Raw genomic sequence first — 13,876 nt, 5'->3', positions numbered from 1 at the left:
ACATGTCCGATATCCGCAAGACGATCGTGGTCGCGGCAGCGCGCAACGGCATCATCGGCCGCGACGGCGACATGCCGTGGCGGCTCTCGACCGATCTGAAGCGGTTCAAGGCGCTGACAACAGGAAAGCCCGTCATCATGGGGCGCAAGACCTATGATTCGATCGGCAAGCCTCTTCCAGGGCGGCCGAACGTGGTGATCTCGCGGTCCGTCACGATCGACCATCCCGACGTCAGCACCGTCGGTTCGCTCGACGAGGCGGTGGCGCTGGCCGAGCGGCTGGCGGTCGAAAGGGGTGAAGACGAGATCTGCATCGTCGGTGGCGGGCAGATCTACGATCAGGCGATGGCGATCGCCGATCGTCTTTGCGTGACGCATGTGGAAACGGACGTGGACGGGGATACGGCCTTTCCCGCGATCGACCCGGCGATCTGGCGCGTCGACGAAAGCATCGGCGTTCCCGAGGGCGAGAAAGACAGCTACGCCACGCGTTATGTCGTTTATGACAGGCGTTGAGCGGCGAAAAGAAACTATTTTCCAATAAACATCCCCAACTTCCTCATGCTGCGTTGAAAGCCGATGCAGCGATACCTATAACGGTCTCGAGCGCGAATATCCGTCGCCCCCGTGGGTTAAGCGATCGCAAAGTGTAACGAACAACGAGGTTTTGATGCCCTGGAGCAATCAGAATGGCGGCGGCGGCCCTTGGGGCGGCGGCGGCGGTGGTGGAAATAATCAGGGACCATGGGGGCAGGGGCCGAATCGTCCTCGCGGCGGTGGCGGTGGTGGCGGCGGAAAAGGCGGCCCACCCGATCTGGAAGAGATGATCCGTCGTGGTCAGGACCGGCTGCGCGGCGCTGTGCCCGGCGGGTTCAACACCGGCGTCCTTCTGATCGTCGCAGCTGTCATCCTGGTGTTCTGGCTTTTCCAGAGCATCTATATCGTCCAGCCGGACGAGCGCGGCGTGGAACTGCGTTTCGGTAGCCCGAAGCAGGAAGTCTCCGCCCCCGGCCTGCACTTCATCGTATGGCCGATGGAGACGGTGGAAATCGTCAAGGTCACGGTCCAGCAGCAGAATGTCGGCGCGACGTCTTCGTCTTCGTCGAACGGCCTGATGCTGTCGGGCGACCAGAACATCCTCAACGTCCAGTTCTCGGTGTTCTTCACCGTGACGGACCCGAAGGCCTATCTCTTCAACGTCGAAAATCCGGCCGAGACGCTGCAGCAGGTCGCCGAAAGCGCCATGCGCGAAGTCGTCGGCCGCCGTCCGGCTCAGGACGCGTTCCGCGACAACCGTCAGCCGATCGAAACCGAAGTGGCCGCCATCGTGCAGGGCACCATGGATCGCTACAGAAGCGGCATCTCGATCAATGGGATCACCATCCAGGACGTCGCGCCGCCGCGTGAAGTCGCCGACGCCTTCGAAGAAGTGCAGCGTGCCGACCAGGACAAGCAGCGCCTCGTCGAGGAAGCGAACCAGTATGCCAACCAGAAGCTCGGCCAGGCCCGCGGTGACGCGGCGCAGATCCGGGAAGCGGCCGCCGCATACAAGGATCGCGTCGTGAAGGAAGCGGAAGGTGAGGCGCAGCGCTTCAGTTCCGTCAGTGACCAATACAGCAAGGCTCCCGAAGTGACCCGCAAGCGACTGTTCCTCGAAACCATGGAGCAGGTGCTGAAGAACTCCAAGAAGGTCATCATCGACGAGAAGCAGGGGGTCGTGCCCTATCTGCCGCTCAACGAAATCGGTAAACCGGCGCAGCAGGGAGGTTGATCCATGACGTCGAATAAACTTCCCATTTTCCTCGTGGTGTTCGCCGTGGTGCTCATGGCGCTCTACTCCTCGATCTTCGTGGTCAATGCGCGCGAGCAGGCGATCGTCGTCCGCTTCGGTCAGATCCAGTCGGTGAAGACCGAGCCGGGCATCTACTTCAAGCTGCCCTTCACCTTCATGGATGCCGACCGTGTCCAGATCGTCGAAAAGCAGGCGCTTCGTCTCGACCTCGACAACATCCGCGTCCAGGTGCGCGGCGGCGCGACCTTCGATGTCGATGCCTTCGTGATCTACGACATCAAGGATGTCCGCCGCTTCCGCGAGACGGTTTCGGGCGACCGCGAATCGGCCGAGGCGCGTCTTCGCACGCAGCTCGATTCATCGCTGCGCCGTGTCTACGGTCTGCGTGATTTCGATGCCGCTCTTTCCGAAGAGCGCGTGGCGATGATGCTCGAAGTGCGCGACGACCTGCGTGGGGATGCCGAGGCACTCGGCCTCAACATCCAGGACGTTCGCATCCGTCGTACGGATCTGACGCGCGAAGTCGCGCCGAAGACCTATGACCGCATGCGCGCCGAGCGTCTTGCCGAAGCGGAACTCCTGCGCGCGCAGGGTACCGAAGAAGGCCAGCGCCGCCGGGCCATCGCGGACCGACAGGTTGTCGAGATCACCGCCGCCGCGCAGCGTGATTCCGAAATCCTGCGCGGTGAGGGCGAAGCGGAACGCAGCCGGCTGTTCGCCGATGCCTTCAACAAGAACCCCGGCTTCTTCGAGTTCTACCGCTCGATGGCGGCCTATACCACGGCCATGTCCTCGCAGGACACGACGCTGGTTCTGTCGCCGAACTCGGATTTCTTCCGCTACTTCAACAGCCCGAGCGGTCAGCCGGGTTCGTCGGCGGAGCCCAGCCTGCCCGCGGTTCCGGCCGCACCGGCGAACTGATCGCCATCATCCGAAGACTTCTTGGGGCCGGCATCTTGCCGGCCCCTTTATTTTTAGGGTATTGCGCCCGCTCTCCCGGACTTCGCGGATACCCCGAGCAGATTGCACGGGATTTCGCGAAAAGGTGATTTCACCCTCCATGATTACGCCTTATGCTCATGATCAGAGTGCGCTTTTGACACACATGAGGATGCTTGATGGCCCCCACGACCCGCCCGACCTTCAGACGATCGCTCGCGCTTCTGGCCGGGGCGGCACTGCTGGCCAATGTCGGCTTTGCCGGGGTTTCTCAGGCACAGAGCACACCGCCGACCAATGGTCCGGCTTCGGTTGCCGATCTCGCCGAAGGATTGCTCGACGCGGTCGTGAACATCTCGACATCGCAGAACGTCAAGGACGACGAAGGCGCCGGTCCCGCGCCGCGCGCGCCCGACGGATCGCCTTTCCAGGAGTTCTTCAACGACTTCTTCAACAAGCAGAAGGGCAAGCCCGGCAGCAACCACAATGTCAGTTCGCTGGGCTCCGGCTTCGTCATCGACCCGCAGGGGCTGATCGTCACCAACAACCACGTGATCGACGGCGCCGACGACATCGAGATCAACTTCGCCGACGGCACCAAGCTCAAGGCCAAGCTGATCGGCACCGATACCAAGACCGACCTCGCCGTCTTGAAGGTGGAGCCGAAGAAGCCGCTGAAGGCGGTGCAGTTCGGCGATTCCAGCGTCATGCGCATCGGCGACTGGGTCATGGCGATCGGCAACCCGTTCGGCTTCGGCGGTTCTGTCACCGTCGGCATCATCTCGGGACGCGGGCGCAATATCAATGCGGGTCCCTACGACAATTTCATCCAGACCGACGCGGCGATCAACAAGGGCAATTCCGGCGGCCCGCTCTTCAACATGAAGGGAGAGGTGATCGGCATCAACACGGCGATCATCTCGCCGAGCGGCGGCTCGATCGGCATCGGCTTCTCGGTGCCGGCGGAGCTGGCGGCGGGCGTGGTGCAGCAGTTGCGTGAATTCGGCGAGACGCGTCGCGGCTGGCTCGGCGTTCGCATCCAGCCGGTGACCGACGATATTGCCGACAGCCTCGGCCTTTCCAGCGCCAGAGGCGCGCTGGTCGCGGGCGTGATCAAGGGCGGGCCTGTCGACGACGGCTCGATCAAGGCCGGCGACGTCATCCTGAAATTCGACGGCAAGCCCGTCAACGAGATGCGAGACCTGCCGCGCGTCGTGGCGGAAAGCCCCGTTGGCAAGGCGGTCGATGTCGTGGTGCTGCGCGACGGCAAGGAGCAGACGGTCAAGGTCACGCTCGGCCGTCTCGAAGACAGCGATCAGGCGGCGGCGGACAGTTCGGAAAACGATGGCGGCGTGATCAATCCCGATCCCAACGAAAATCAGGATATGGACGACCAGAACGACGATCAGGCGCACCCGACGCCCGACAACAAGGATAAACCCGCGCAGCCGGCGCCCGAGGTGGGCGATGCGAAGAACATTCTCGGCCTGTCGCTATCGGCGCTCAATGCGGATAACCGCAAGAGCTTCGGTATCGCCGAGAGCGTCGACGGCGTTCTCGTCTCCGAGGTCAAGCCGGGCTCTCTTGCGGACGAAAAGGGCCTGAAGGCCGGCGACGTGATCGTCGAGGTGGCGCAGGAGTTCATGCGCTCGCCGGAGACCGTCGTTGCCAAGGTGCAGTCGCTGAAGCAGGAAGGCCGGCGCAACGCACAGATGATGATCGCATCGGCGAATGGCGACCTGCGCTTCGTCGCGGTGCCGATGGAGTAGGGCGGCGTCAGCCGCTGCGTTTGAGTTGCTCGGCGATATAGCGGCGCAAGGCGTTGTTGATCTCGGTCTGATAGCCGCGCCCTTGGGCGTGGCTTTTAAACCATTCAAGAATATCCGCATCCAGGCGGATCGTTACGGATTGCTTGACCGGACGATAGAGTTGACCCTTGCGCGCAAGCGTCCAACGGTCGTCGGTAATCTCAGGGATATCGCTCGTGTCGATTGCCTCATCGGCAAGAGCGTCGAGTGCGTCGAGTTCCGCCTGCTGCAACTCAGTGAGCGATCGACTTTTCGTATTGCTTTCTTTCATGTGCCGTCGCCTTTCTGGCGCTGATAATGCGAATGGTTTCCTCGCCGTCATCATCATACGACGTATGCACTGCGACCAAGACGGTTGTTATGCCAGTCCTGCCGATCGCCAGCCATCTCTCTTCGCCATCATAAACCGCATCCGGAACAAGCAGATAATTTGGATCGCTCCAGATGAGTGCAGCCGTTTCAAATGAAATGCCGTGCTTCAGCTTGTTGCCACGGCTCTTTTGCCCGTTCCATATAAATTGCGGCATGCGAATGCCTCACAATATTGTACGTACAAATTTGTAAAGTGCAATGTTCTATGCGTGCAGGATAGCGCAGGTTGCAATCGCCTGGAAGTATTCACCGCCAGCTTTGATTGCATTGGCCGATGGTCGGTTGGCACGTAGGATATGCCAAGTAGGATTGGAGTGGCCTAAGTGGTGACCATTCCGACGTCACGCCGTCACGAAATCCGTCTTGCGGTAGCCCTGGATGTAGAGAAGGGCTGTGAGGTCGGCGTGGTTGATCTCGATCTTCGCTTCGGCGGCGACGGCCGGCTTGGCGTGGAGAGCGACGCCCGATCCGGCGATGTGCAGCATGCCGAGATCGTTGGCGCCGTCGCCGACGGCCATCGCCTCCTCGGGGGAGATGCCGAGTTTCTTCGAGATATCCTCGAGCGCATCGACTTTAGCCTGCTTGCCGAGGATCGGCTCGGCGACGAAGCCGGTGAGATGGCCGTTTTCCTCGAGCAGGATGTTGGCGCGGTCTTCGTCGAAGCCGAGGGTGGCCGCGATGCGGCTGGTGAAGACGGTGAAGCCGCCGGAGACGAGCGCCGTGTAATAGCCCTTCGCCTTCATCGTCGCGATCAGCTCCATTCCACCCGGTGTCAGCGTGATGCGCTTGGCGATCACCTCGTCGACGACCGAGATCGGCAGGCCCTTCAAGAGCGCCACGCGTTCGCGCAGGGCCGGCTCGAAGGCGATCTCGCCGTTCATGGCGCGGGCGGTGATCGCCGCCACCTTGTCCTTGAGGCCGACCTCGGCCGCCAGTTCGTCGATGCACTCCTGGCCGATCATGGTCGAATCCATGTCGGCGATCAAAAGCTTCTTGCGGCGCGTGTCCTGGTCCTGAATGACGAGATCGATCGGCGTGCTGCCGATGACGGCTGCTATCGCGGCGTGGGCGGCCGTCGCATCGGTGCCATCGCGCAGCGCGATGTCGCAGGCTACTCCGTCGGCCAGCCAGTAGAGACCCGATGCCCTGGCGGCGTCCGCGGCCTTCTCGGCGATGGCGGCTGTCAGAACAGGATTTGACGGATTGGCAACAAGCGTGGCAACGAGAGCCATGATGGAAAACCTTCTGAACGCAATGGACGCGATCCTGATAACCGGGCCGACGGCCAGCGGCAAGTCCGCGCTGGCCGTCGAGCTCGCGAAACGTCACGATGGCGTCGTGATCAATGCCGACAGCATGCAGGTCTACGACACGCTGCGGGTGCTCACCGCGCGGCCGTCGGACGAGGAGATGCAGGGCGTGCCGCATCATCTCTACGGCCATGTGCCTGCCGCGACAGCCTACTCGACCGGCGCCTGGCTGCGCGATGTCTCAGCGCTTCTGCCACGGTTGCGCGCGGATGGGCGTGTGCCTGTCTTCGTCGGCGGGACGGGGCTCTATTTCAAGGCGCTGACCGGTGGCCTTTCCGACATGCCGGTGATCCCGGACGATATCCGCGCGCGGCTGCGGACCCGGCTGATCGAGGAAGGTGGCGCGGTGCTGCACGCGGAGCTTGCGGCGCGTGATGCCGATGTGGCGGCGGCGCTCAATCCGCAGGATGGACAGCGGATCGTCCGGGCGCTGGAGGTGCTGGAGGTGACGGGACGGTCGATCGCGGAGCTGCAGGGGCGGTCTGGTCCCATGGTGATCGATCCCGATAGAGCGCGGAAGATCGTGGTTCTGCCGGAGCGCGGCGTGCTGCACGACCGCATCAACCGGCGTTTCGAGCTGATGCTGGCTGAGGGTGCGGCCGACGAGGTGAGGGCGCTTCTGGCCTTGTCGCTTCCACCGGAGATGCCGGTCATGAAGGCGATCGGCGTGCCGCAGGTCGCCGCCATGCTCGACGGCACGATGTCGCGCGCGGATGTGCTGGAAAAGGGCGCTGCGGCGACGCGGCAATATGCCAAGCGGCAGATGACATGGTTTCGCAACCAGATGGACGAGAGCTGGGAGCGGCTTGCACCTTGATGGAATGACTGGCGCAAGCTTCGCGCCAGGGTTGCTGTCTAAGCCGTCATGAGGATCAAACCGGGGGGACCTCATGAACAACTTTCTCTTCAAGGCGCTTGCGTCGATCAACGCGATTCTGGCGGTCATCATCCTTGCCGGTTCGACATTGTCCGCCGGTGCGGCGGCGGCAGCTCAGGGCGGGCCCGGGATGTTTGTCATCGGTGCGCTGTTCGGCGCGATCGGCGGGATCGTGGCTGCATCGCTGGTCTGCGGAACGATTGCTTTTCTGACGCTGGTCGAGCGGCATCTCAGCGTGCTTGCCGCCGCTGCCAAATCGGGCAACGCGTAAGCCCTCAATCCTTGTCGTAGAGGCTGCTCAGCGGCTTCTTCAGGATGCTTTCGCGCAGCGACACGCCGGGTTCGCGACGAATGCTTGTCGGCTGCGCTTGTGGGTCGGCGGGGCGTGGGGCCGGATTTTGTTCGCCGCGCATTTCGCGTCGAAGCGCCTCCAGGCGGCTGTCGATCGAGGTGTCGGCGGCGACGCCGAAGGATTCACGCGATGATCTTTGCGGTGTTGCCGGTTCGCGCGCTATCGGCGTTGTCGGCAGCATGTCGCGACGATAGGGCTCGATCGGAGCGAGCGGCGGCGTGGTCGAGATCGGGGCAGGGATGATCGGCGGATAGACGTCGGCCGTGAAGACCTGGTCGTAATCCGCCGCTTCTTCTTCGTCTGGCAGGCCGAGACCGGCGCTCTTGACGCTCTGTTGGAAGGCCGTGATGTCGGGGCCGCTCACCGCGCGCATGCGGGTAACGATCTTGCGCAGATCGACGTTATCTGGATCTTCCTCGGTCAACTTCGGCGTCGCGCCATTGGCCTTCGGCAGCAATTCTTCGCTGACTCGCGAGAAGCGCATGCGCATCGGCACGCTGATCGCCTCGCCGAAGGCAATCGCTTCGCCGTTGCCGATCGAGGAGATGAAGCTCGTCGTCGAGATCGAGGAATTCGGGATGGCCGAGCGGATGATTTCCTGGTCGCGATCATTGGCAAGGCGCATGGCAAACAGCGTCGAGCACTGCGACAGGATGGTCTGGTCGAGTTCGCCGGGGCGCTGGGTGATGATGCCGAGCGACACGCCGTATTTGCGGCCTTCCTTGGCGATACGGGCGATTGCCTGGCGCGTCGGGAAAAAGCCGAGCGTGGGGTCGGACGGAATATAGCGGTGCGCTTCTTCGCAGACGACGAGCATGTGGATGGCGCCATCGCTCCACAGCGCGATTTCGAACGCCATGCGGCACAGCACCGAGGCCACGGAATTCACGACTTCGGATGGAATGCCCGAGAGCTGGAAGGTGCAGATCGGCTTGTTGTCGCCGGGCACACGGAAGATCTCGGCCACCGTCTCCATGATCGTATCGGAGATCGTGTTGTTGGAGAACATGAAGTGGTAGCGCGGGTCGTTGATCGCGGCGATGATGCGCATCTTCAGCGACCGCAGGAACGGCTTTTCGCCACGCCCTTCCAGGCGGCCGATGCGCTCGTCGATCAACGCCAGCAGATCAGCCATGCGGTAGGGGACCGGGGTGTCGGCTGTGATCGAGCTTTTCTCGGTGGTGCGGCGGACCAGCGAATTGTCGCTGCCGCGGAAGGCGCGCTTGGCCTCCGGCAGGATGTCGCGCAGCATGTCGAGCTCCTCCGGCACCGGCGTGCGGCCACGGAAGACGACTTCGGCGAATTCCTCCAGGCGCATCAGCCAGAAGGGCAGGTCGAGCGTGTCGGTATCGACGACGACGGAATGCCTGGGAAAGGCGGCGGCGAATTCGTTGTGCGGGTCGAGGATCAGGACGCGCAGCTTCGGGTCGGCCTCGATCGCCTTGTGAAGCAGCAGCGACACGGCGGTCGACTTGCCGACGCCTGTCGAGCCGACGATGGCGAAGTGTTTCGACAGCATGGAGGGGACGTGGATCGACGCATCGATGCTTTCGTCCTGCGTCAGCTTTCCGATGACGGCGGTGGTTCCCGTGCCGGCATCGTAGATCCGCATCAGGTCGGAGGAGCGGATGCGGTGCGCGACGGCGCCGAGATAGGGATAGCGCGAGATGCCGGTGGAGAATTGCTCCGTGCCGTCCTCGTCGACGCGGACCTCGCCGAGCAGCTCGGTCTCGATCTTGAAATAGTTGTCCTCGCCTTCGCCCCAGGCATGCGTGCCCGTGTTCATGGAATAGACGAGCGCGACGACGCGGTTGCGGCCGACGGTTATCGAGATCAGGCGTCCGACGGACCAGAGTTCGGTGAGGTCGGTGGCGCCGGCTTCGGCGACGGCGGCGATGGTGGCGCGCGACCCGCTGCACGCGACGACACGGCCGAGGAAACGGTTTCCCGGCGCAAGGGCGTCGCGGCGGTCATGCTCGCCCGCGCTGCCTGACGTCTGCAAGTCGTTGTTCTGCAAAGGGCTACTCCCCGAGATTGCAGGGGAGGATATAAGCTAACGTTTAATAAACCCTTTGCCATGGCGCTGCGGCGACGCCGGATGCCCATAAATTTGAAGGGTCGGCTTTTTATTGCTTTAAGCGTTGACGCTGCGAAATTTTCTGTCTATCACTTCCCGCCATGAAGATAGCAGCAATTCTTATTGTGGTGGGACAGCGCATGGGCAGGATGGTGTAACCATCCGGCGACAGCCACCCATGCGCTAGACAAGAGGCTCCCCAAGGGGCCTTTTTTTATGCCTGAAATTCAGGCTCGCCGCCAAGACCTTCAAATCCCAGCAGTCAAAATGGAACAAAAACATGACGGGCACGGACACTCAGACGGACGATAACAGGATGACAGGCGCGGAAATCGTAATCCGCGCGCTCAAGGACAATGGTGTCGAACACCTGTTCGGCTATCCCGGCGGCGCCGTGCTTCCGATCTACGACGAAATCTTCCAGCAGGACGAGATCAAGCACATCCTCGTTCGCCACGAGCAGGGCGCCGGTCACGCGGCCGAAGGCTATGCCCGCTCCACCGGCAAGGTCGGCGTCATGCTCGTCACGTCAGGCCCCGGCGCCACCAATGCGGTCACGCCGCTGCAGGACGCGCTGATGGATTCGATCCCGCTCGTCTGCCTTTCCGGCCAGGTTCCGACCTCGCTGATCGGCTCCGATGCCTTCCAGGAGGCCGACACGGTCGGCATCACGCGCCCCTGCACCAAGCACAACTGGCTGGTCAAGGACGTCAACGATCTGGCGGCGATCATCCATGAGGCCTTCCGCATCGCGCAGTCGGGCCGTCCGGGTCCGGTTCTGGTCGATATTCCGAAGGACGTCCAGTTCGCCACCGGCACCTACACGCCGCCGGCGGCGCATGCGATCCAGAAGAGCTACCAGCCCAAGGTCCAGGGCGATCTCAACCAGATCCATGCGGCGATCGAATTGATGTCGAAGGCGCGTCGTCCGATCATCTATTCCGGCGGCGGCGTCATCAACTCCGGGCCGGAAGCTTCCAAGCTGCTGCGCGATCTGGTCGAGCTCACCGATTTCCCGATCACCTCGACGCTGATGGGCCTCGGCGCCTATCCGGCATCCGGCAAGAACTGGCTGAAGATGCTCGGCATGCACGGTTCCTACGAGGCGAACATGGCGATGCATGATTGCGACGTCATGGTCTGCATCGGCGCCCGCTTCGACGACCGTATTACCGGCCGTCTCAACGCGTTCTCGCCGAACTCGAAGAAGATCCACATCGACATCGATCCGTCGTCGATCAACAAGAACGTCCGCGTCGATGTTCCCATCCGTGGCGATGTCGGCAATATCCTGGAAGACATGGTTCGCCTGTGGCGTGCCCTGCCGAAGAAGCCGGAGAAGAGCCAGATCGCCGACTGGTGGGCCGATATCACCCGCTGGCGCGCGCGCAACTCGTTTGCCTATACGCACAGCAACGATGTGATCATGCCGCAATACGCGCTGGAGCGCCTCTATGCGCTGACCAAGGATCGCGACACCTTCATCACGACCGAAGTCGGCCAGCACCAGATGTGGGCGGCGCAGTTCTACGGCTTCGAGAAGCCGAACCGCTGGATGACATCGGGTGGCCTGGGAACGATGGGCTACGGCCTGCCGGCGGCACTCGGCGTGCAGATCGCGCATCCGGAGAGCCTCGTCATCGACATCGCCGGCGATGCCTCGATCCAGATGTGCATCCAGGAAATGTCGGCGGCGATCCAGTACGAGGCGCCGATCAAGATCTTCATCATGAACAACCAGTACATGGGCATGGTGCGCCAGTGGCAGCAGCTGTTGCACGGCAACCGCCTGTCGAACTCCTATACCGAGGCGATGCCCGATTTCGTCAAGCTGGCCGAAGCCTACGGCGCCGTCGGCCTGCGCTGCGAAAAGCCCGGCGATCTCGACGCAACCATCCAGGAGATGATCGACGTCAAGAAGCCCGTCATCTTCGATTGCCGCGTCGCCAATCTCGCCAACTGCTTCCCGATGATCCCATCGGGCAAGGCACATAACGAGATGCTTTTGCCGGATGAGGCCACCGACGAGGCCGTCGCCAACGCCATCGACGCCAAGGGCCGCCAGCTGGTTTGATCGAAGCGAGGGGACGCGCTAGATTGATCGCGTCCCTTCCTTGAGGAGCAGGTGCCATGGCCAGAGTGAAGATGTCGGATGCCGGTACTGTAGAGTTGCCGAAGGCGATGCGAGATGCGCATGGCTTCAAGGCCGGTGCCGAATTCGAGGTCATTGATGACGGCCAGAGGATATTTCTGGAACTGGTAGCGCCGCTTCATCCAACAGATGAGGACCACAAGCTCAGCGCAGACGAGTTTCTGGCGTTTATTAGAAGCTTTCCGAAATACGAAGGTCCACCGATCACGGATGAGATGATGCACGAGGCGATTAATCAGGCCGCAATCGAGGACTGGGAGCGGCTCGTGCGACAATGGGCAGGTGAGGACAAGGATGAAGACGACAAGGACGGTTGATACCAACATCCTCGTTCGACTCTTTGCCCAGGACGATGACGAGCAGTGGGCAACTGCATCCGATATCATCACCAGATATCGACTTGTGGTGTTGTCGACCGTTCTTCTGGAGACGGAGTGGGTGCTGCGTAGCCGCTACAGCTTCGGCCGTCCAAGGATCATCGCACTGTTCCAGGCGATGCTTCTTTCCGAAAACTTCATCTTTGCCGAGCGGGAAAGGGTCATACGGACGCTGGAAGCATTTTCGAACGGCATCGATTTTGCCGATGCTTTTCACATTTCCACCTTCATCACCTTCGATCGCAACCTCGTCAAGCTTGCTCAAAAACACATGAATTCCGTCAGCGTCGAGCTGGCGTCCTGACATAATCTGAGGAAACGGACCAAGACATGAACGCACACTTACAGCCGACGGGCTCCGCCTACTTCATTTCGCCGGAAACGGCTGCCATCGAGAACCACACGCTTTCGGTTCTCGTCGACAACGAGCCGGGCGTGCTTGCCCGCGTCATCGGTCTGTTTTCCGGCCGCGGCTATAACATCGAGAGCCTGACGGTGTCGGAGACCGAACACCAGGCGCATCTGTCGCGCATCACCATCGTGACGCGCGGGACGCCGCAGGTGCTGGAGCAGATCAAGGCGCAGCTGGAGCGCATCATTCCCGTGCACCGCGTTGTCGATCTGACGGTGCGCGCGCGCGAGCTTGGGCAGGAGCGGCCGATCGAGCGCGAGGTGGCGCTGATCAAGGTGGCCGGCGATGGCGAAACGCGCGCCGAGACGCTGCGTCTGGCCGATGCCTTTCACGCCAAGGTCGTCGATGCGACCGTCGAGCACTTCATCCTCGAACTCACCGGCAAGTCCTCGAAGATCGACCAGTTCGTGGCCATCGTGAAGCCGCTTGGCTTGATCGAGGTCTGCCGCACCGGAATCGCGGCGATGAACCGTGGACCGCAGGGGATGTAAGGTCCGACACACAGTCCGTTGGATAGGAAGCCGCTGGAGGTCAGAGCATCTCCAGCGGCTTTTTTCTGGACGGAGGCGGGAAGGCGGCGTCGAGGGCGGCCAGGTCCTCGTCGCTGAGGTCGAGGGAGACGGCGTCGCGGTTCTCAGTGACGCGGGCGGCATTCGACGTCTTGGGGATGGCGATCACGCCGTCACGCTCCAAGAGGAAGGCCAGCGCCAGCTGCGCCGGCGTCGCCTGGTTGGCCTTGGCGATGCGTATGATCTCGGGGTGGTGGATGATGCGGCCCTGCTCGATCGGCGAGTAGGCCATGACGGGAATGTTGCGCTCCTGGCACCACGGCAGGAGATCGAACTCGATGCCGCGCCTTCCGAGATTGTAGAGCACCTGGTTGGCGGCGACATTGTTGCCCGCGGGAACGCTGAGCAGTTCCTCCATGTCGTCAGTATCGAAGTTGGAGACGCCCCATTGGCCGATCTTGCCCTGAGCCTTCAGCGTCTCGAAAGCCTCGACGGTTTCCGCCAGCGGATGGCTGCCGCGCCAGTGCAGGAGGTAGAGTTCGATGCGGTCGGTGCCCATGCGCGACAGGCTGTTTTCGCAGGCCTCGATCGTGCCCTTGCGGCTGGCATTCCAGGGATAGACCTTGCTGACCAGATAGACCTCGTCGCGGCGTCCACGGATCGCCTCGCCGACGATCGTCTCGGCGCCGCCTTCGGCATACATCTCGGCGGTGTCGATCAGCGTCATGCCAAGATCTAGACCGGCGCGCAGGCTCTCGATCTCGCGCTTGGCCTCGGAGGCTTTCTCGCCCATGTTCCAGGTGCCCTGGCCGAGCACCGGCACTTCCTTGCCGTCGCGCATGGTCAGCGTTGGGATCGGATCGTCTTGCATGGTCGGCCTCGTTATGTTGGCGGTGTGTG

The 13,876-nt window shown here is 62.2% G+C and carries 15 protein-coding genes; 10 read left to right on the top strand and 5 right to left on the bottom strand.

Annotated features, from left to right (window positions below; genetic code table 11):
• Positions 1-2 precede the first annotated feature (2 nt).
• The 4 genes from GGQ67_RS04885 (at position 3) to GGQ67_RS04870 (ending at position 4,499) form a co-directional block, all read left to right on the top strand.
• Positions 3-515 carry a dihydrofolate reductase gene (locus GGQ67_RS04885; protein ID WP_183899075.1) on the top strand — a complete coding sequence of 171 codons (513 nt, stop codon included), beginning with the start codon at positions 3-5 and terminating at the stop codon, positions 513-515.
• 154 nt (positions 516-669) lie between these two features.
• Positions 670-1,770: an FtsH protease activity modulator HflK gene (hflK, locus tag GGQ67_RS04880; RefSeq protein WP_183899074.1), complete on the top strand. Its 1,101-nt coding sequence runs from the start codon at positions 670-672 to the stop codon at positions 1,768-1,770.
• A gap of 3 nt (positions 1,771-1,773) precedes the next feature.
• The gene (gene hflC, locus GGQ67_RS04875) at positions 1,774-2,712 is read left to right on the top strand and encodes a protease modulator HflC (RefSeq protein ID WP_183899073.1); all 939 of its coding nucleotides are present in this window, start codon (positions 1,774-1,776) and stop codon (positions 2,710-2,712) included.
• A gap of 197 nt (positions 2,713-2,909) precedes the next feature.
• Positions 2,910-4,499, top strand: coding sequence for a DegQ family serine endoprotease (locus tag GGQ67_RS04870; RefSeq protein ID WP_183899072.1), 1,590 nt, complete (start codon positions 2,910-2,912; stop codon positions 4,497-4,499).
• A gap of 7 nt (positions 4,500-4,506) precedes the next feature.
• Here the strand turns inward: GGQ67_RS04870 and GGQ67_RS04865 are convergent, their stop codons facing one another.
• From GGQ67_RS04865 to serB, 3 genes are all read right to left on the bottom strand, one after another.
• Positions 4,507-4,809, bottom strand: a complete 303-nt coding sequence (locus GGQ67_RS04865) for a BrnA antitoxin family protein (RefSeq protein ID WP_183899071.1) — start codon at positions 4,807-4,809, stop codon at positions 4,507-4,509.
• Positions 4,772-5,065 carry a BrnT family toxin gene (locus tag GGQ67_RS04860; protein ID WP_183899070.1) on the bottom strand — a complete coding sequence of 98 codons (294 nt, stop codon included), beginning with the start codon at positions 5,063-5,065 and terminating at the stop codon, positions 4,772-4,774. Before GGQ67_RS04860 ends, GGQ67_RS04865 begins: the two co-directional genes overlap by 38 nt.
• A gap of 186 nt (positions 5,066-5,251) precedes the next feature.
• Entirely contained in the window at positions 5,252-6,142 is an 891-nt protein-coding gene (gene serB / locus GGQ67_RS04855) for a phosphoserine phosphatase SerB (RefSeq protein ID WP_183899069.1), read from the bottom strand.
• Between serB and miaA the strand changes: the two genes are divergently transcribed.
• On the top strand, positions 6,141-7,037 hold the full coding sequence (gene miaA, locus GGQ67_RS04850) for a tRNA (adenosine(37)-N6)-dimethylallyltransferase MiaA (RefSeq protein WP_183899395.1): 897 nt from the start codon (positions 6,141-6,143) through the stop codon (positions 7,035-7,037). The genes serB and miaA overlap by 2 nt on opposite strands.
• 73 nt (positions 7,038-7,110) lie before the next feature.
• Positions 7,111-7,368, top strand: a complete 258-nt coding sequence (locus tag GGQ67_RS04845; RefSeq protein ID WP_183899068.1) for a hypothetical protein — start codon at positions 7,111-7,113, stop codon at positions 7,366-7,368.
• A gap of 4 nt (positions 7,369-7,372) precedes the next feature.
• Here the strand turns inward: GGQ67_RS04845 and GGQ67_RS04840 are convergent, their stop codons facing one another.
• Positions 7,373-9,466 (bottom strand): ATP-binding protein, encoded by a 2,094-nt coding sequence (locus GGQ67_RS04840; protein WP_183899067.1) that lies wholly within the window; start codon positions 9,464-9,466, stop codon positions 7,373-7,375.
• Between the two features lie 340 nt (positions 9,467-9,806).
• On the opposite strand from GGQ67_RS04840, the gene GGQ67_RS04835 reads away from it, so the two are divergent.
• From GGQ67_RS04835 to ilvN, 4 genes are read left to right on the top strand one after another with little or no spacing between them, the layout of a single operon-like run.
• On the top strand, positions 9,807-11,600 hold the full coding sequence (locus GGQ67_RS04835; RefSeq protein WP_183899066.1) for an acetolactate synthase 3 large subunit: 1,794 nt from the start codon (positions 9,807-9,809) through the stop codon (positions 11,598-11,600).
• 56 nt (positions 11,601-11,656) lie between these two features.
• Positions 11,657-11,995 carry an AbrB/MazE/SpoVT family DNA-binding domain-containing protein gene (locus GGQ67_RS04830; RefSeq protein ID WP_183899065.1) on the top strand — a complete coding sequence of 113 codons (339 nt, stop codon included), beginning with the start codon at positions 11,657-11,659 and terminating at the stop codon, positions 11,993-11,995.
• On the top strand, positions 11,973-12,359 hold the full coding sequence (locus GGQ67_RS04825) for a type II toxin-antitoxin system VapC family toxin (RefSeq protein WP_183899064.1): 387 nt from the start codon (positions 11,973-11,975) through the stop codon (positions 12,357-12,359). Before GGQ67_RS04830 ends, GGQ67_RS04825 begins: the two co-directional genes overlap by 23 nt.
• Before the next feature lie 26 nt (positions 12,360-12,385).
• Positions 12,386-12,958, top strand: coding sequence for an acetolactate synthase small subunit (gene ilvN / locus GGQ67_RS04820; protein WP_018900306.1), 573 nt, complete (start codon positions 12,386-12,388; stop codon positions 12,956-12,958).
• A gap of 40 nt (positions 12,959-12,998) precedes the next feature.
• Here the strand turns inward: ilvN and GGQ67_RS04815 are convergent, their stop codons facing one another.
• Positions 12,999-13,847 (bottom strand): aldo/keto reductase, encoded by an 849-nt coding sequence (locus GGQ67_RS04815; RefSeq protein ID WP_183899063.1) that lies wholly within the window; start codon positions 13,845-13,847, stop codon positions 12,999-13,001.
• Between the last annotated feature and the right edge of the window lie 29 nt (positions 13,848-13,876).

The organism is Rhizobium metallidurans (genome assembly GCF_014196505.1).
Taxonomy (GTDB): Bacteria; Pseudomonadota; Alphaproteobacteria; order Rhizobiales; family Rhizobiaceae; genus Rhizobium; species Rhizobium metallidurans.
The sequence above is the reverse complement of the archived record's forward strand: the minus strand, read 5'-3'. Positions and strand labels throughout refer to the sequence as shown.

Bases quoted from the DNA above. Each gene is read 5' to 3' on its own strand.
- GGQ67_RS04885 (WP_183899075.1), top strand. From the start codon at position 3: ATGTCCGATATCCGCAAGACGATCGTGGTCGCGGCAGCGCGCAACGGC.
- hflK (WP_183899074.1), top strand. From the start codon at position 670: ATGCCCTGGAGCAATCAGAATGGCGGCGGCGGCCCTTGGGGCGGCGGC.
- hflC (WP_183899073.1), top strand. From the start codon at position 1,774: ATGACGTCGAATAAACTTCCCATTTTCCTCGTGGTGTTCGCCGTGGTG.
- GGQ67_RS04870 (WP_183899072.1), top strand. From the start codon at position 2,910: ATGGCCCCCACGACCCGCCCGACCTTCAGACGATCGCTCGCGCTTCTG.
- GGQ67_RS04865 (WP_183899071.1), bottom strand. From the start codon at position 4,809: ATGAAAGAAAGCAATACGAAAAGTCGATCGCTCACTGAGTTGCAGCAG.
- GGQ67_RS04860 (WP_183899070.1), bottom strand. From the start codon at position 5,065: ATGCCGCAATTTATATGGAACGGGCAAAAGAGCCGTGGCAACAAGCTG.
- miaA (WP_183899395.1), top strand. From the start codon at position 6,141: ATGATGGAAAACCTTCTGAACGCAATGGACGCGATCCTGATAACCGGG.
- serB (WP_183899069.1), bottom strand. From the start codon at position 6,142: ATGGCTCTCGTTGCCACGCTTGTTGCCAATCCGTCAAATCCTGTTCTG.
- GGQ67_RS04845 (WP_183899068.1), top strand. From the start codon at position 7,111: ATGAACAACTTTCTCTTCAAGGCGCTTGCGTCGATCAACGCGATTCTG.
- GGQ67_RS04835 (WP_183899066.1), top strand. From the start codon at position 9,807: ATGACGGGCACGGACACTCAGACGGACGATAACAGGATGACAGGCGCG.
- GGQ67_RS04830 (WP_183899065.1), top strand. From the start codon at position 11,657: ATGGCCAGAGTGAAGATGTCGGATGCCGGTACTGTAGAGTTGCCGAAG.
- GGQ67_RS04825 (WP_183899064.1), top strand. From the start codon at position 11,973: ATGAAGACGACAAGGACGGTTGATACCAACATCCTCGTTCGACTCTTT.
- ilvN (WP_018900306.1), top strand. From the start codon at position 12,386: ATGAACGCACACTTACAGCCGACGGGCTCCGCCTACTTCATTTCGCCG.
- GGQ67_RS04815 (WP_183899063.1), bottom strand. From the start codon at position 13,847: ATGCAAGACGATCCGATCCCAACGCTGACCATGCGCGACGGCAAGGAA.